Annotated in this window: 19 protein-coding genes; 14 read left to right on the top strand and 5 right to left on the bottom strand. The window is 44.2% G+C overall.

Translation table 11 applies throughout. The features are described 5' to 3' along the window. The first annotated feature begins 54 nt into the window (after window positions 1-54). From QYB97_RS08775 to QYB97_RS08810, 8 genes are all read left to right on the top strand, one after another. Window positions 55-822: an ABC transporter ATP-binding protein gene (locus QYB97_RS08775; RefSeq protein WP_301165607.1), complete on the top strand. Its 768-nt coding sequence runs from the start codon at window positions 55-57 to the stop codon at window positions 820-822. Window positions 823-841: 19 nt separating this feature from the next. After that, entirely contained in the window at window positions 842-1,696 is an 855-nt protein-coding gene (locus QYB97_RS08780) for an ABC transporter permease (protein ID WP_301165608.1), read from the top strand. A 30-nt stretch (window positions 1,697-1,726) separates the two neighbouring features. After that, window positions 1,727-3,061 (top strand): LLM class flavin-dependent oxidoreductase, encoded by a 1,335-nt coding sequence (locus tag QYB97_RS08785; protein ID WP_301165609.1) that lies wholly within the window; start codon window positions 1,727-1,729, stop codon window positions 3,059-3,061. A gap of 34 nt (window positions 3,062-3,095) precedes the next feature. After that, window positions 3,096-4,097 (top strand): aliphatic sulfonate ABC transporter substrate-binding protein, encoded by a 1,002-nt coding sequence (locus QYB97_RS08790; protein WP_301165610.1) that lies wholly within the window; start codon window positions 3,096-3,098, stop codon window positions 4,095-4,097. 27 nt (window positions 4,098-4,124) lie between these two features. After that, window positions 4,125-4,496, top strand: a complete 372-nt coding sequence (locus tag QYB97_RS08795; protein WP_301165611.1) for a hypothetical protein — start codon at window positions 4,125-4,127, stop codon at window positions 4,494-4,496. Further along, window positions 4,496-5,083 carry an NADPH-dependent FMN reductase gene (gene ssuE, locus QYB97_RS08800; protein WP_301165612.1) on the top strand — a complete coding sequence of 196 codons (588 nt, stop codon included), beginning with the start codon at window positions 4,496-4,498 and terminating at the stop codon, window positions 5,081-5,083. Before QYB97_RS08795 ends, ssuE begins: the two co-directional genes overlap by 1 nt. Further along, window positions 5,080-6,219: an FMNH2-dependent alkanesulfonate monooxygenase gene (ssuD, locus tag QYB97_RS08805; protein WP_301165613.1), complete on the top strand. Its 1,140-nt coding sequence runs from the start codon at window positions 5,080-5,082 to the stop codon at window positions 6,217-6,219. Before ssuE ends, ssuD begins: the two co-directional genes overlap by 4 nt. Before the next feature lie 325 nt (window positions 6,220-6,544). Further along, window positions 6,545-6,868, top strand: coding sequence for a DUF2325 domain-containing protein (locus QYB97_RS08810; RefSeq protein ID WP_301165614.1), 324 nt, complete (start codon window positions 6,545-6,547; stop codon window positions 6,866-6,868). A 25-nt stretch (window positions 6,869-6,893) separates the two neighbouring features. Here the strand turns inward: QYB97_RS08810 and QYB97_RS08815 are convergent, their stop codons facing one another. Then, on the bottom strand, window positions 6,894-7,064 hold the full coding sequence (locus tag QYB97_RS08815) for a hypothetical protein (RefSeq protein WP_301165615.1): 171 nt from the start codon (window positions 7,062-7,064) through the stop codon (window positions 6,894-6,896). Between the two features lie 196 nt (window positions 7,065-7,260). On the opposite strand from QYB97_RS08815, the gene QYB97_RS08820 reads away from it, so the two are divergent. Then, window positions 7,261-8,187, top strand: coding sequence for a S66 peptidase family protein (locus QYB97_RS08820; protein WP_301165616.1), 927 nt, complete (start codon window positions 7,261-7,263; stop codon window positions 8,185-8,187). A 58-nt stretch (window positions 8,188-8,245) separates the two neighbouring features. Here the strand turns inward: QYB97_RS08820 and QYB97_RS08825 are convergent, their stop codons facing one another. Continuing rightward, on the bottom strand, window positions 8,246-9,616 hold the full coding sequence (locus QYB97_RS08825) for a DUF2254 domain-containing protein (protein WP_301165617.1): 1,371 nt from the start codon (window positions 9,614-9,616) through the stop codon (window positions 8,246-8,248). Window positions 9,617-10,018: 402 nt separating this feature from the next. On the opposite strand from QYB97_RS08825, the gene QYB97_RS08830 reads away from it, so the two are divergent. Further along, window positions 10,019-11,131, top strand: coding sequence for a hypothetical protein (locus QYB97_RS08830; protein ID WP_301165618.1), 1,113 nt, complete (start codon window positions 10,019-10,021; stop codon window positions 11,129-11,131). Window positions 11,132-11,182: 51 nt separating this feature from the next. Here the strand turns inward: QYB97_RS08830 and QYB97_RS08835 are convergent, their stop codons facing one another. Beyond that, a complete protein-coding gene (locus QYB97_RS08835) occupies window positions 11,183-12,037 on the bottom strand; it encodes an STAS domain-containing protein (protein ID WP_301165619.1) in 855 nt (284 codons plus the stop codon). 423 nt (window positions 12,038-12,460) lie between these two features. Here QYB97_RS08835 and QYB97_RS08840 point away from each other — a divergent pair, with 423 nt between their 5' ends. From QYB97_RS08840 to QYB97_RS08850, 3 genes are all read left to right on the top strand, one after another. Then, window positions 12,461-13,039 (top strand): beta-class carbonic anhydrase, encoded by a 579-nt coding sequence (locus tag QYB97_RS08840; RefSeq protein ID WP_301165620.1) that lies wholly within the window; start codon window positions 12,461-12,463, stop codon window positions 13,037-13,039. A 35-nt stretch (window positions 13,040-13,074) separates the two neighbouring features. Continuing rightward, window positions 13,075-14,712: a SulP family inorganic anion transporter gene (locus tag QYB97_RS08845; RefSeq protein ID WP_301165621.1), complete on the top strand. Its 1,638-nt coding sequence runs from the start codon at window positions 13,075-13,077 to the stop codon at window positions 14,710-14,712. A gap of 171 nt (window positions 14,713-14,883) precedes the next feature. Then, the gene (locus tag QYB97_RS08850; protein WP_301165622.1) at window positions 14,884-15,729 is read left to right on the top strand and encodes a YitT family protein; all 846 of its coding nucleotides are present in this window, start codon (window positions 14,884-14,886) and stop codon (window positions 15,727-15,729) included. 54 nt (window positions 15,730-15,783) lie between these two features. Here the strand turns inward: QYB97_RS08850 and QYB97_RS08855 are convergent, their stop codons facing one another. Further along, window positions 15,784-16,110 (bottom strand): ArsR/SmtB family transcription factor, encoded by a 327-nt coding sequence (locus tag QYB97_RS08855; RefSeq protein WP_301165623.1) that lies wholly within the window; start codon window positions 16,108-16,110, stop codon window positions 15,784-15,786. Continuing rightward, a complete protein-coding gene (locus QYB97_RS08860; protein ID WP_301165624.1) occupies window positions 16,107-16,538 on the bottom strand; it encodes an SRPBCC family protein in 432 nt (143 codons plus the stop codon). The genes QYB97_RS08855 and QYB97_RS08860 overlap by 4 nt, the downstream gene beginning before the upstream one ends. A gap of 166 nt (window positions 16,539-16,704) precedes the next feature. Here QYB97_RS08860 and QYB97_RS08865 point away from each other — a divergent pair, with 166 nt between their 5' ends. Further along, on the top strand, window positions 16,705-16,917 hold the full coding sequence (locus QYB97_RS08865) for an alpha/beta-type small acid-soluble spore protein (protein WP_061967841.1): 213 nt from the start codon (window positions 16,705-16,707) through the stop codon (window positions 16,915-16,917). Window positions 16,918-17,057: the final 140 nt, after the last annotated feature.

Genomic DNA, 17,057 nt, shown 5'->3' on the forward strand with positions numbered 1-17,057 from the left:
ATGGCTCCGGTTGTTTTTATTTTGAACACCTTATTAAAAAAAGGAGGACAGTACATGGCATTATTACAGATCAATGAGGTTGAAAAAAGCTTTGAAACAGCCAATGGCAAGGTTAAAGCGCTGGAGAAAATCCAGCTTGATGTGAAGAAAGGCGAATTTATTACAGTCATCGGGCCGAGCGGATGCGGGAAAAGCACGTTGCTGAAAATCGTAGCCGGGCTGGATACAGAACATGAAGGATCAGTGCTGCTCGATAACCGGAAAGTCACTGGACCCAGCATTGAAAAGGGATTTATTTTTCAGGAACCGCGGCTGTTTCCCTGGCTGACCGTTGAGAAAAATATTGCAGCTAACCTGCCCGTTAATATCAAGGAAACAAAGGAAAGTGTGAAGCAGCTGATCGAGCTGGTCCGGTTGAAAGGCTTTGAAAATGCCTATCCAAAAGAGCTTTCAGGCGGAATGGCGCAGCGGGTGGCGATTGCGAGAGCCCTGCTTCGAAATCCGAAGGTGCTGCTGCTTGATGAACCGTTCGGCGCCCTCGATGCTTTTACCCGCTCTCATATGCAGGAGGTGCTGCTGGATATTTGGCAGAAAAATCGAACGACCATGCTTTTTGTTACCCATGATATTGACGAAGCGATCTATCTGGCGACAAGGGTAGTAATCATGAATCCAAGACCGGGAACCATCCGGGAAGTGATACCGGTCGACCTCTCCTATCCAAGAAAGAAAACAGATGTGTCTTTTCAGGAAATTCGCCAGAGGGTGCTGAGTGAATTTGAAAAAGTAGAAGAACAACAGGCAACTGGAGCGATCCAATGATTCAAAGGGAGATGAAAAAATGAGCAACCAAACGGGAGTTTTAACAAGATCAGGTGTAGAACGCACGGGGCAATCAGTAAAGGAAACAGCGGTTAAAAGACAGCGCAAAAGATGGCCTTTATCCAATTGGGTGCGGGGTTTGGCACTGCCAGTCCTTGTCATTCTGATTTGGGAAGCGGCCGGTGCTTATGGGCTGATTTCAGCAACATTGCTTCCAAGGCCGAGTGAGATTCTGGTGGCATTTAAGGATTTAATGGTGTCAGGGGAATTATTCGCTCACCTGAAAATCAGTTTATTCCGGGCTGTACTCGGGTTCCTGCTTGGAGGCGGTCTCGGTCTTCTTGCCGGGCTGGCTGTGGGGTTTTCAAGCAAAACCGAACAAACACTGGATCCCACGCTGCAAATGATGAGGACCATTCCATCTCTGGCCGTTATCCCGTTGTTTATCCTCTGGTTTGGCTTTGGCGAATTATCCAAGATCCTTCTCATTTCAAAAGCTGCTTTCTTCCCTTTGTATGTTAACGCTTTTCTTGGCATTCGCGGGGTCGATTCAAAACTGTTTGATGTCGCAAAAGTGCTGCAGTTCAGCAAATGGAAGCAGATTACAACGCTGATCCTGCCGGCTGCTCTGCCAAACATTCTGCTCGGACTGAGGCTGTCTTTGGGGGCGGCGTGGCTCGCATTGGTGGCTGCTGAGCTCATGGGATCCAGCGAAGGGATCGGTTACCTGATCATGGATGCACGCCAATTTTCCCAGACATCCATTGTGTTTGTGGGAATTATCATTTTCGCTGTGTTTGGCAAAGCATCGGATTCACTGGTGAGGTATTTTGAGAAAAGACTTCTGAAATGGCGCGACAGCTTTATCGGCTGATTGAAAAATAAATGATGGAGGTGTTAAATCATGTCTCAACCGGAAAGACAGCTGCATCTTAATTTATTCCTCACAGGCATGGGGCATCATGAAGCTGCCTGGAGGCATCCGCAATCAGACATAGGGAGTAACCTGAAGCTATCCCACTATGTGAAACTCGCACAAAAAGCGGAGGCAGCCAAATTTGATTCCTTATTTCTGGCTGACAGATATGCGGTATCACGGCAGGGGGCCAAATACGGTTTGCAGGGAGGCATTGAACCGCTGACCCTTCTGTCCGCTCTTGCTGCAGTAACAGAAAATATTGGACTGATCGCAACGGTTTCAACGAGCTTTAATGAACCTTACAACGTGGCAAGACGGTTTGCTTCGCTCGATCATATCAGCAACGGCCGGGCTGGCTGGAATGTTATTACCTCGGGAACAGATGGCGAAGCTCAGAATTTCAATTCGAAGAAAATTCCCTCACATGGTCTTCGTTATGAAAAGGCACGTGAGTTTCTGGAGGTGGCAAGCAAGCTATGGGACAGCTGGGGAGATGATGCGATTATTGCAGACCAGGAAGCTGGGATTTTTGCGGATGAACGAAAAGTTCATGAAATCCATCACCGGGGAAACTTCTTCTCAGTTAAAGGTCCGCTTAACATCCCGCGTTCACCGCAGGGAAGGCCTGTCCTTGTTCAGGCGGGGTCTTCAGCGGACGGGATTGACTTTGCAGGGCAGTATGCCGAAGCCGTATTCACCGCCCAGCAAACATTGGAGGAAGCACAGCGCTTTTATCAGGAAATCAAAACCCGTGCTGCAGCGTTCGGCAGGTCACCTGAATCAGTCAAGGTGCTGCCAGGAATATGCCCGGTCATAGGCAGGACAGAAGCGGAAGCAAAAGAAAAAGAAGCACAGCTTCATGACTATACCAATACAGAGTTCAGCCTTTATCAGCTGTCAAATCGGGTTGGCGCCGATCTTACTGCTTATCCGCTGGATGGGCCGCTTCCTCAGCTTCCAGCTACGGATGGACATCAAAGCCGCACTAAGCTTATTCAGGAGCTCGCATTTCGCGAAAATCTGACGATCAGACAGCTTCTGCTTCGCCTGGCTGGGGGGAGAGGCCATTACACCATTGCGGGCACACCGGAACAAATCTCTGATCAATTGGAAAAATGGTTCAAAAACAAAGCAGCAGACGGTTTTAATATTATGCCGCAATTAATGAGTGAAGGGCTTGATGATTTTATCACGTATGTCCTTCCGCTCCTTCAGGAAAGGGGCCTGTTCCGAACCGAATATTCCGGAACAACCTTAAGGGAGCACCTCGGTTTAAAGTGGCCGGATACGGGTACGGTCAATCTTTCAGCACAAGCTTAACCAAATGAATGGGATAGGGAGAGGGGAAAAATTGATGAAACTTAAAAAGAAAACGATAGCAGCAGGATTGCTGGCACTTTTAACAATGATGATCGTACTTTCAGGATGCAGCGATGAGAAACAAACAAATGCCGAGCAAGGGGATGTAACGGTCAATATAGGGGTGCAGGGAAGTACGGGGGTCCTGCCATATGCAAGAGAGACCAAAGCCTTTGAGAAAGCCTTTAAAAAAGAAGGAGTCAACGTTAAATGGAGCGAGTTTGCGAGCGGACCGCCGCATTTTGAGGCACTGGCCTCAGGACGTTTGGACTTTGGCGCCACTGGAGGGACGCCATTGATCGCCGGACAGTCCGGCAATGTGGATTTTAAGGCGATCGCCGTTACATCAGATGGAAAAAAGGGAAATTCGATCATCATTCCTAAAGGAAGCAAAATTAAAGAATTAAAGGACTTAAAAGGCAAGAAAATTGCCGTTGCGAAAGGAAGCAGTGCGTATAATTTCCTTTATATGGCACTCGACCGTGCGGGGCTGTCCGACAAAGATATTAAAGTGGTTCAGCTGCAGCCGGATGAAGCAAGGCCAGCGCTCGATAACGGATCAGTAGATGCCTGGTCCACATGGGAGCCTTATGCTACAACAGCGATTTATCAAACCGGCGCAAAATCTCTGGCTGATGGAGAGGACCTGAATATCAATGCGCCAAGCTTTCTTGTTGCCAGAACTCAATTTACGACAGATCACCCGGATTTAACGGTTTTGTTTTTGAAAACCTATGAGAAAGTCATGAAGCAATTTATTGAACATCCGGATAAAGTGTCTTCCGAAATTGCCAAAAAGGAAAAGCTTGATCCGAAAATCGTAAGCAGAGTCTTGAAACGGTCTAACTTAATCCTTTCTCCAACAAACACGGAGTTTGCCAAAGCTCATCAGGATCAGGCGGATTTCCTTTATAAAGCAGGGGGAATCAAAACAAAGCTCGATACGTCTAAAGTCATAGAAAACAAGTTTGTTGAAAAAGCGCTGGAGAATAAATAATCCACTACCATTCGGGAGGAATCATTTATGGGTGAAGCATCGTTAAAAGAATGGATTAAACCACAAAATATTTTATCGTCGGCAACAAAAGAACAGCTGTATCTCGTGAATTTGACCGACCTTGAGTTCAGCGGGGTCTGCAGGGAGCGGTACGGGGTAAACAAAGGGCTGTATAACACGATTGAGGACTATTTTTCAAAGCAGGGTATCAGCAATATTCTCTACAGGAGGCTGTATATTTTGGACTTTTTAACTGATGTCCAAAGCCGGTGCCCGGATGGTAAACGTACGCATCTGACTTTTGGCACAGGTGGCCTTGCGAGAGCGCTGCAGACCTTTTTTATTAATAGACAAAGAAATGCTTCATTAAAACCACTGAAGAAGAAGGAGGAGTTGTAATGGCTGATATTGTTGCGATTTCAGGCAGCCCGTCGGCAACGTCAAGAACAGGGATTGTTCTTCACCATTTAAGCAATCTGGCGCAAAAAGCGGGTCTGGAAACAGAATCTTATTCTGTGCTGGACATTCCGCCTGAAGATCTGGTGCTGGGCAATTTTAACAGCCCTGAGCTTAAGGCAATTGAAAAAAGTTTGAAGCAGGCAAAGGCAGTAATCATCGGAACACCGGTATATAAGGCAGCTTATTCCGGCGTACTGAAATCCCTTTTGGATTTGCTGCCGCGCGACATTCTTTCCGGGAAAAGCGTGCTGCCCATCGCTGCCGGCGGATCGGCTGCGCACTTACTCAGCATCGATTATGCGCTGAAACCGGTACTGTATGCAATTGGTGCTAGAAACATATTAAACGGAGTTTACTTAATTGATCAGCTGCTGCAGCACAATAACGGGCTGGACATAAGGTTTGATCCAGAAATTGAAAACAGACTGTTTGTGTCGCTGAATGAGCTGATTGATGAGGTGAAAAAAGACATCTATATCAGAGAATTGGAACTCGATTCCGCCAAAGGCAGGGGGACAGGTGCATGAATGTTTACTGGTTTTTGCCCACACATGGAGACAGCAGGTATTTGGGAACATCAAAGGGAGGGAGGCCGGTTACACTCTCTTATCTCCGCCAGATTGCGCAGGCGGTGGATGAACTGGGATTTAAAGGAGCGCTTCTTCCTACGGGGCATTCATGCGAAGATGCGTGGATAACAGCATCTTCCCTCATCCAGGCGACAGAAAAGATGAAGTTTCTGGTGGCTGTTAGGCCAGGGCTGATCTCACCTTCACTTGCTGCACGGATGGCTTCAACATTTGACAGATTATCTAATGGCAGACTGCTGATCAATGTAGTGACGGGAGGAGATCCGGTCGAGCTTGCGGGCGATGGGCTCCATTTATCCCATAGCGAACGCTACCAGCTGACTGACGAATTTCTGGAAGTATGGAGAAAGGAACTGGCAGGAGAAACGGTCGACTTTGAGGGGGAGCACCTGACAATTAAAGGAGCAAAGGTGTTACTGCCGCCGCAGCAAGCACCATACCCTCCACTTTATTTTGGCGGTTCTTCGGATGCTGCGCTGGAAGTGGCTGCCAAGCATATTGATGTCTATCTGACATGGGGCGAGCCACCCGGGCAAGTGGAAGAAAAGATTGCGAGAGTCAGAAAGCTTGCAGCTGCCCAGGGCAGGACTGTTAGCTTCGGAATCCGGCTTCATGTCATTGTAAGGGAGACCGAGGAAGAAGCCTGGGCAGCAGCAGACTCACTAATTCAACATGTGGATGAGGAAACAGTTGCCGCCTCGCAAAAAATATTTGCAAGATACGATTCTGTGGGGCAAAAGCGGATGGCAGCCCTTCACAATGGGAAACGGGAATCCCTCGAAATCAGCCCGAACCTTTGGGCAGGGATTGGTCTGGTACGGGGAGGAGCAGGCACAGCACTTGTCGGTGATCCTGATACCGTAGCCCAACGAATGAAAGAATACCAGTCTATTGGTATCGATCACTTTATCTTTTCGGGTTATCCTCATTTGGAAGAAGCATATCGAGTAGCGGAATTACTTTTCCCAAGGCTGCCTTTAAGCCAGGGGAAAAAACAAGAAAACTCTGCAATTCACCCGGTTGGAGAATTTGTGGCCAACACCTATTTGCCGCTTAAAAGCAAGGCTGATTAAAAAATTATATATGCAGAATTAGAACCAGCCAAAAACTCATATTTTAGTATGGGTTTTTTGCCTACATAATACAGAAATTTTCGAAATAACTATTGACTTGAAAGAACCCTTCCAGTATATTATTTTTAATAATTTAAATTTTCTGTCTATATTGGTATCACAACCTCTTTTTATTCGCAAAATGCTGTAGGAAGAGGTTTTTATTAAAAAATAAATCCTAGTAAACCGATAAGAATAAATAATAACGTGAGCTGCTGATTGGAAAAACGGAAGGCACCCTGTCAAAACCATTAAATGAACGGAAATGTGGAAGGGAGTAGTTTTGATGTCAGCATTGTTGATTGTAGGCGGCGATCATCTTGGGAAAATCAGAAAGAAGCTCGAGCATGAGGGGGTAGAGGAAATTATTCATGTAAGCGGGCGAAAAGCAAGAATGTCGCAGAAGGAAATACCGAGCCATGTGGATCTGGTGCTTGTATTGACTGATTATATTAATCATGAATTTTCCACGGCTATCAAGAAAAAAGCGAATAAGCAAGACATTCTGGTATGCTATTCGAAACGCTCGTGGTGTTCAATTCATCAGTCTCTTAATAAAGCGGATCTTCTCAAACATAAAGCAAAGACTAAATTAAAAGTCGTTCAATAAAAAAGCCTGCCAAAATGGCAGGCTGTCAGTCAGTTGAATCTATCTTCACAATCTCAAGCTGGAAGGGGACACATTCTTCCAGCTGTTCTTTTACGCGCTCTGCTTCTTCCAATGATAACGGCATATTGCTGTCCGGCATTGTATCAAGGCTGAACGTCCAACGCCCGCTGGTTTCAATAATTTTGTACTCTTTCATGGAATTTTCCCCTTTCTATTTGATAGTTCACTTCGTAAACTAATAACTGGTCTATGTATTACTTCTATATACCCTCTTTAATTCCTTTTAAGTATGGTTTTGGAAGATTTATCAGAAACGGATAATATTGTTTTGATTTTCATATACATCAATGATGCATCTCGATGGGGAACGCTTGGGATGGGGGAGGATGTACATGGCTGTCAGACCACCAATTCTGAAAAGAGGGGATACCATCGGGATTGTAACGCTTGGAAGCCCGTTGGTGCCTGCACGAATAAATGAAGGAATTAAAACACTTGGAAGCCTTGGGTTTAAAACAGTGCTGGGAAAAAATGTGTATACCACTACGGGATTTTTGGCTGGAACCGATCAACAGAGGGCCGCTGATTTAATGGCGATGTTTTCCAATAAAACCGTAAAAATGATTCTGCCAACACGAGGAGGGGTCGGGGTAGCTGGTATCCTTCCATACCTGAACTTCAGTGTCATCCGGCAAAATCCAAAGATCGTATCAGGATACAGTGACATCACCATCCTTCTCAACGCCCTGTATCAGTATGGAAACTTAATTTCCCTTCAAAGCCTGTTGCTCCTCGACTTTAATCTTGAAACGCCGGCGTATAACTACGACCAGTTTTTCTTGGCCACTTCCACCTTTCAATCTCCCCGTCAAATCGTAAATCCTCCCAGTATTCCCCAGATCAGCCGAGTGCGCGGAAATGTGACTGGAGAGGTGGTTGGAGGGAATCTTACATCATTCGTGGATAATCTGGGAACTCCCTTTGAAATTAATACAACAGGGAAGATTCTTGTGATTGAAGAAACCCATGAACCAATGAATACCGTATACCGGTACTTGAATCACCTCAAAATTGCAGGCAAATTCGCTGATTGTGCGGGAATTGTAATGGGGGAATGTACATCCTGTGAACCGGCATATGCCGTAACCTATGAGCAGCTGATCAAAGATTTCATGATTCCGCTGGGAAAACCGCTGATGACCAATGTGACGACAGCCCATGGCTACTATAAATCGGCGATTCCGATTGGTGCCAGGGCCAGGTTGGACACAGTGAATAACAAGTTTACGATTCTTGAACCTTCGGTAAGCAATGCGTAAAATAAAAAACAATCAACCCGGAAAGGGCTGATTGTTTTTTTATTCAGAGGCTTATTTGTTACGCCTCCATATGTTGAAAGTCACATTCATGACCTGTCGATTTGGCGATTGCATAAAGCAGGTTGTTGAATTTTTCACTATCGAGCCCAAAAAGAAAGTCTTTTTCAAACCCTTTTGTGGTATATACAGCAAATTCCCATATTGCGTCATAATCTCTTGGATTTGCCGATTTCGCAATTAAATGAAGTACATTCAAGATCTCAATCCCGACAATCACATTGTCCTGGGAATAATGGCGGATGTATCCAAGACCGTTATATAAATAATAGCTGAAATCCTTTTCTTGAAGGATGACCCGCAAGTGTCCGTCCCTGTCGACAAGGTATGGGTTAAGATTACCTACATGGGAAATGTACGATAATAGCTCTCCTAGTTGATTAATCGCATTTGAGGCGGTCTTTGGATCATAATTTCCTACGGAGCGAATGGCAACCTCAACCAGTTTATTAATGCTGAACTCCACATCTTGTACTTCCGTTTGCCGTTTTCCAAAGCTGAAAAGTGCCAAATATTTGGGTTCGTCAATCTCAGTCTCCTCTTCCGACCAGTATGAAAGAATCGGCGTGGAGTTAAATACATAATCCCCAACTGTATATTCGAGTTTGATAATGATGTCGTCTTTCTTTGCTTCTTCCATGATTTCAATAAAGTCGATCAGTTGGATATAGCCTGCTTTGTTGGCTCTGAGCTGTTTTCCTTCACGTTTTGTCAGCCGTTCCACATACTCCTTAAGGGGGGCGGTATCTTTTACCTTATATGGATCAACCTCATTTTGAAGCGAACCTTTCACGATGGACATGGACTCTTTTTTCATTTCGTTTGTCATTTTGTTTACCTGCAGCCACGCTACTGCATGGTTAATGAAAAAGATAAACGTTCCCATGGACAGGGAAGCAAGAAGAACAGCCACGAGTGGTACGGTGAAAAAATAATCAGCAAAACGTTTGTTCAGAACCAAAAAGGAAAACAGCATGTAGAAGAAGCTGCCAGTGAATATTCCCAGGATCCGCTGTGTTGCTTTGCTTGCTATAAAGTTTTTTAATATCCTCGGTGAAAATTGGCCGGAAAAGGTTGTAAATACGACAAGAATTAAGTTGAAGGTGAATGTAGTCAATGTCAGGATTGCTGCAGTCAGTGTGCTGATCAGTGCTTGTGTAAGATCATAATCTACCGAGAAAATATCCCACATTCTTTCGCCCATTTGAAATTTGTAATCTGATGTATAGGAAAGGGCGATCAATACAAACGAAAAAATGATATACAGAACAGGGGTAAACCACATGTTCGTCTGGAGCTGGTGTGATAATTCTCTCTCTGAAAGCTGGGTGTACCGTCTTAGGTATTTATCAAGTAATCTGAACCTTGCCATTTAACACACTCCTACAGGAAAAATGTCCCGGATATCTGTCTGGATTTTTGGAAAAACGAAAAAACTGTGCCTTTCGTTATGTATTGGGCTGATTAAACCCTAGTACACTTTTACCTTTATCGTTAGTTTTTACACACCCAATTTATGACATACATCTTTGTTTTTTTGCAGAAATGCTATTTAAGGGTAGAATAGAGGGTAAAAGAAACCTGTATTTTATTTTTATATGCAGTAGGCATGAGACCAGGCGGGAAGGGAAAGGAGTGAGACTCGGCTGATTGCAGCCAGCAGGGTAAACCCCTAGAAAGAAAGGGAAGCAATCGATATTTATGTAGGAGCACACCTCAAGATGTGCATATTACTGTTTCTGACAAACGACACACTTTTAGAAAGGAATACGCTATGAACAAAAAGTTATCATCTTTTCTTGGGGGAAGCGGTGAAGCTTCCAAAAAGAGTGAGCAAATCCAGAACCGGGAAAGCTGGTTGAAGGTCATTGTAATCGGGGCTTTTGCACTTTTACTATTTTATAAGATTGCGACCTCGCCATTCGTTTTCCGTTTTTCGGACTTTATTTCTTTGTTTGCTTCACTTTTTGCATTGACCATTTCCGTTTTATATTATAAAAAATTCAACGACCTGGTCCGGAAGCTTGAAGAACGTACTCCCGATACAAAACGAATGGAAGAACCGGCAGTGGCAGCCCTGCCTGAAGGCATCGTAACCAAAGAAGAACCTGCTGTAGAAGCTGTTTTTCTTGAAGAAGGAGAGAACCAGCTGAAAGAAGATGAGGCAGAAGAGCTTCCGGTCGATGATAAGCAGTCGGTGGATGTTCAGGCTGAACAGGCAGAAGAACGAGAAGAAGTCCTGCACCAGCCTGAGAACCGGGAAGCGGAAATCGATGAATCCTTTGAAGGAACAGCGGCTCAGTCAGCAGCTGATCCTGTAACAGTTGCCGAAGCAGATGAACCAGACAACGTTGCAATAAAAGAAGAGCCATCCATTGACCGTATGGATGGGGAAGATACGGAAACTGACTGGACGTATTATGAGCCAAGCGAAGAAGACATGAAAACACAGATGCTGAAAGAGGAAGAATTGAAACAAATCGAGATGGACAAGACTCAGATCTATCAGCAGTTGTACTCGAGGGCTAACCTGAATGAAGAGGAAAGAAAGTTCTATCAGGAACAGCTTCAGGAAAAAGAAAAACAAGCTACTAACCTGAAGCAGGATTTGATTCAGTTCACAAACCGGATTTCCCAGGCGATCAATCGTACACCCCAGTTTTTCCAAAAGCGGGATTCTCGTATTGAAGGCATTGTGCGCCTTCTGACTCCTGAATTTGTCAGCGAATCTTCATTGGGAGAAATTAATGGAAAGCTCGATGAACTGGCAGCTACCATACCAGAAGAAACACTTAGTTCCCTTCAGCGTGAGGGGTACCTGGATGATCGTTATCACTTTACAAGATCAGGATACAGGGAAGCCATTAATGCGAGCAAATTAATTTAAGACCAAAAAAAAGAAGTGCCCTTTACAGGACACTTCTTTTTTCTTTAACGTTTAGTTTATGATTCGTTTGAAACCAAGATGCTTTAGAGCGAGATGCAGGCTTGAGAAAGTCTTTATGCCGTTAAATTCAACCCCGAGGGATGTCATCGTAAGAGCAAGCTCCGGCCGTAAACCGCTGATTTTGGTTTCAACACCAATAAGCTCCAGTGCCTGAATGACCTGATAAATCTTTTGCGCAACCATCGTATCAATAATGGGAACTCCCGATAAATCAAGGATAAGGTGGCTTAATTCAAGGTTTGTCGAACTTGTTAAGGCATTGTCCATGAGGATCTGTGCCCGTTTTGTATCAATATCCCCAATCATCGGCAGTATGCCTATTCCATCTCCCAGAAGAACCACCGGAACAGACAATTCGTCAATCTCTTCCTCAGCGGTCCTCAAGTGGGAAATATACTTATCCATGTAGGATGTACTTACTATTTGAACAGCAGTATCCACTACCAGGTCATATCCTGAAATCATTTCATAAAACGTATCGAGATCCAAATCTTCGTTTTTTGCTGCTTCTTTAATGATTACCCCAATTTTGTTGCGGTAAAAATGAACCTCTTCGATCGCATGATCAAGAGGAATGTTCAACGATACAAAAATATCCGCGTAATCATTGCCCCATTCTTTCAGTTTTTCAGCTGTAATGTTTAAAGAAAGCGGGATGGTTTCCCCATACAACTGAATCAACTGCAGCCGTAAAACCTGAAGACGGTCTTTGTTATTTCCTAAATGCTTATAGTTAAACCGCTCATCGTCAAGGATGGAATTGGATAACGCTTCTTTTTGTTCTAAGATCAGCGCACTGATTTCCTGAAGATAATTAGTTGGTTTTTTGTTGATCATTTTTGACATATCAGACTCCTCCTAAAACACACGCATAGTCTACCCTATATCGTTCGTTCATTTTCCGTTTTTTGTAACGTTCTTATGGAATACACAAAGATTAAGTCAATATATGGAGTGAATCACTAGGACAGGGGTTCTAAAAACTGCCTTGTTTCCTGGCGATTCCGGTTGTTATGCTCCTTTATTCCTACAGTATGTCCTTCAAATGACCTTAATTTGCGCATACGGATCAATAAGGGTACGAAGGAGCAAAAATCAGGCACAACCATGGTCATGATTGATTAGAAGTATCTCTCTCTATTGTCATAAATTATGTATTTTTTCTCAAAGATAGCGCTTTCAACCAAATTTCCCTTAATTAAACTGTAAACGTACAGTACTACGTTACACTGTATAATTAGCGCATCACATAAAAAGGGAGAGAGAAACATGTCAATTATTTCTGAGATCATGGAACACAATCAAACCTTTGTGAAAGATGAAGTGTACAGAGATTTTGAAACAACCAAATTTCCGAACAAAAAGATGGTCATTTTAACGTGTATGGATACGAGGCTTACAGAACTGCTGCCTAAAGCGATGGGTTTTTGCAATGGAGACGCCAAAATCATAAAAAATGCCGGAGCGCTTATTTCGCACCCGTTCGGCAGTGTTATGCGAAGCATCCTTGTTGCCATTTATGAATTGGGAGCAGAAGAAGTATGTGTGATTGGCCATAAGGATTGCGGCATGTCCGGGCTCCGTCACGATTCTTTTCTTGATAAGGTAAAGGAGAAAGGCATTGATCAAGACCAGCTGGAATTTTTAAAAAGTGCAGGTATAGACCTTGAAAAGTGGCTGACAGGCTTTGACCGTGTGGAAGATAGCGTAGCCCACAGTGTGGCACTGATTAAAAATCATCCGCTGCTTCCTGAAGGAATTAAAGTGCACGGACTTGTTATCGACCCGCATACAGGAGGATTGGCGGCTGTTGAAATGCATGATGCTGTAAAAACGCTTCAGCCTTAAAGACAATAGAGAGATAACAGAGAGGGAGAGATTGAATGAGTCTAGTTAACCGTTTTAAGGGATATACACTGGCTGATTTGAGAAAGGACCTGGTGGCCGGCTTTATTGTAGGGATTGTCGCGATCCCCCTTGGAATGGCATTTGCCATCGCATCAGGCGTTCGTCCGGAAAATGGATTGTATACCGTTATCATCGCGGGCATTTTGATTTCACTGCTCGGCGGATCGCGCTATCAGATCGGGGGACCTACCGGGGCGTTTGTTCCGATATTGCTGGGGATTGTAATGCAATATGGGTTTCAAAACCTGCTGATTGCCGGTTTTATGGCAGGAATCATGCTCGTGATCATGGGGCTTTTAAAATGGGGGTCACTCATCAAATACATACCCAGGCCCGTTATCATTGGTTTTACGGCAGGGATTGCTGTCATTATTTTCTCGGGGCAAATTTCTAATTTCCTTGGTCTGAAAGATGTGGAAAAGCATGAAGAATTTCATCTCAACATGGTGGCAATCTGGGATAAGATTTCAACACTGAATGGAAAAAGTGTGCTGGTAGCTCTTGTCTGCCTTGCATTATTGATCGCTGTGCCAAAAAAAACGAGTAAAATTCCGCCGGCTCTTATCGGTCTGCTTGGATCTACCTTAGTAGGATTTTTATTGTTCCAGGGACAGATTCCAACGATTGGTACCGCTTTTGGAGATATACCGAACAAGCTTCCGGAATTTCAATTCTTCGATTTATCGCTTGAAAAGATTATCTATCTTCTTCCTCCTGCCATCGCCATCGCCCTTCTTGGCGGGATTGAATCGCTATTGTCAGCGATGGTGGCAGACGGCATGAAACAAGGCTACAAACATGACAGCAACAAAGAACTGGTGGGACAAGGTATCGCAAATATCGTTGCGCCGCTCTTTGGAGGAATTCCGGCAACCGGTGCTATTGCAAGAACCGCCACCAATATTAAAAACGGAGCCGTATCAAAGGTGTCAGGCGTTTTCCATGGAGTTGTTGTTCTGCTTGTGCTGCTCTTGTTTGCACCCTATGCTTCTCTCATTCCGCTAGCCAGTATGGCACCGATCTTAATGGTTGTTGCCTGGAATATGAGTGAAAAAAGGCAGTTCATGCATGTGCTGAAAACAAAGACTATGGATTCTGTTATATTGCTGACGACCTTTTTGCTGACAGTATTCACCGATTTGGCTACTGCGGTTATTGCCGGATTGCTTCTTGCTTTTGTGATTTTTATTACGAGGATGAGCCGTTCCCTGCACATCAAGAAGGGAAAAACAGCGCTCACTCATTTGGCAGAGCATGAGAAGGAAGGCATTGAGGTCATTACCCTGAAGGGCCCTCTCTTTTTCGGATCAACCGATGTTCTTGAAGAATCGGTCGGTATGAAACAAAAAGAAAAGGTTGTCATTCTTAAGCTGCAGGATGTCCCCTATATTGATACCAGCGCAGAGGCAGCGTTGTTAAATATTGTAAAGAAGGTGAACAGGCATAATGGGGAGCTGTTGATTGTGGGACTTCAGCCTGAGCCCAAGCTATTACTGGAGCGTACAGGACTCACCCGCGAGATCGGGCACCACCGGTTCTTTGAACGGATGGAAGAGGCCCTGAGCACCGCCAAACAATTGATGAAAACAAAAGTGTCGAGCCAAATCTCCTGATAAAAAGCTGCCGCTCTCTTTCATTACAATGGAAGAGGCGGCTTTTCTTTTGGTTTAAGCTTGAGCTTTAAAGATAATATTAAAACAATAGTTATTTCTTTTTATACATGGTAAAGTTCCATATAGTATGGTTTATTCCTATACATAATCGTTGAAAAAGAAGGGTTGCGCATGTTGTTAGGTAATAAAATGGTCAGGATAGGATTTGAAGTGGCATGTATCATTTTTGGAAGCATGCTCGTTGCAGTAGGGTCGAATACGCTGCTTTTGCCCGCCCACTTGCTTTCAGGGGGCCTCATGGGTATTTGTATGATCATATACAATGTAACCGGCTGGTCAGTGGGAACTCAATATTTACTCTATAATATTCCATTGCTTGTTCTGGCTTATATCCATCTTGGCAGGAAATTTATTGTGTATACGCTGCTTGCGGTAGGTTTTGACTCTTTGTTCCTGCATCTGGTTCCAATTAAAATGATGTGGACACAGAACATTATCCTTGCAGCCATTTTCGGAGGCGTGGTTTCCTTCGCCGGAGGTGCGATCATGCTTCGGGCAGGAGGTTCAAATGGTGGTCTGGACGTATTGGGAAGGGTGATTGCCAAATACAAAAACCTGTCCATTGCAAGGTTCGGCCTCATTATGAACTTTATAATCATTACAATATCGGCGGTAATCTTCAACGTACAGTCAGCAATGTTCACCATTCTTTCCATGTATGTTGGTGCCAAAACGTATGATACGATCCTTACGGTTGCAGAAAGAAGCTCTGTAATGATTGTCACCGATAAGGGAAGTGAAGTGTCGTCTGCGCTGAACGAAGCGTTTAACCGCGGAGTTACGTTTTGGGATGGTGAAGGAGCGTATTCACATACGAGCAAACAGGTTGTGTTTTGTGTCATTGTAAATATCCAATGGTCTGATCTTGTGGATATTGTGAAGGAAGTGGATGAAACAGCGTTCATTACAGCTGTTCCGGCTCATAAAATTGTAGGTAACTTCAAAAATGTATGGTAAAAACCCGCTGGGCTGATTTTTGCGCTAAACGCGCAATGAAATCGCCCGCGGGTTTTAATTTTCCTTTTTTTCAGCAAGGTGCTTCAGCATCGACATTTTATTTTGCCAGAACTGCTCAAAGTAGGAGAGCCATTGTTCCAGCTCTGAGAGCGGTTCGGGCTTCAGGGTAAACCGTTTTTCTCTTCCGGTTTTCCTGCTTTCGACCAGACCGGCTTCATCCAAAATGAGCAGATGCTTCGATACGGCTGTACGGCTGATGGGAAACTTTTCTGCAACTTCCGTAACCGCAAGTTCCCGTCCGGCCAGCAGTTTCAAAATTTCCCGCCGCGTGGGGTCAGCGATGGCCTGAAAGACATCATGCCTCTTTGGTGAAGTGCTCATTTCTTTTCTGCAGTGTCTTTCAAGGTTTGCATGATTTTTGCCCAGCCGCCGCTCATATTGTCTCGGACCGCAGAAACTTTTTGCTGGGCCTTAGGCAGTACAGCATCAGGATGTCCCCAGCCGGAATGGGTAAGGGTAAAGTGAGTTTTTCCTTCTTCTTCTTTAAGTTCAAATGTAACAATCCAGCCAAATTGATCCCATGCAAAAGAAAGTTTGTTTGGTGGTTCAACCAGAAGAACCTTGCATGGTGAAGGACCGAATGGCGACTGAATATGAAATTCATGGCCGACATGCGGCTCAAAATCATTGGGCATAAACCAGCTGGAGATGCCTTCGGCTGTGGCTGCCAAATTCCATACTTTTTCAATGGGAGCTTCAATCACTTCTTCATACTGTATATCTTTTGCGCGTTCAGTTGATTCAGACATAGATCTTCTCCTTTTAATAAAATATGTAACCGTTTGGTTTCGCATTGATTATATACAACCAAATGGTTTCATGTCAATGCTTTTTATTAATTTACAAAAATTTCAAGGTATTGTTTTTCTCATTAGAGAGAGAATTTAAGTATACCAATTGAGGAGGTGAAAACACATGGCTCAACAAGGTGGAAACAACAACGAACTATTGGTTCAAGGTGCTCAACAAGCTATCGACCAAATGAAGTACGAAATCGCTTCTGAATTTGGTGTACAACTTGGTGCTGACCAAACTGCTCGTGCTAACGGATCTGTTGGTGGAGAAATCACTAAACGTCTAGTTGCTCAAGCTCAATCTCAACTTTCTGGATTTGGTGGACAACGCTAATTATAGCGAAGACGACAAAACAGAATATTTAATGGACAAGGGCTGCCTCCAGTAGGCAGCTCTTATTTATTTCCAGTATGTTGTCCGGGCTTGCGTTGCATAATACAGTTGTGGAGAAGTTTACAATCGGAGGTTCAATA

The organism is Fictibacillus fluitans (assembly GCF_030418125.1).
GTDB classification, from domain to species: Bacteria; Bacillota; Bacilli; order Bacillales; family Fictibacillaceae; genus Fictibacillus_C; species Fictibacillus_C fluitans.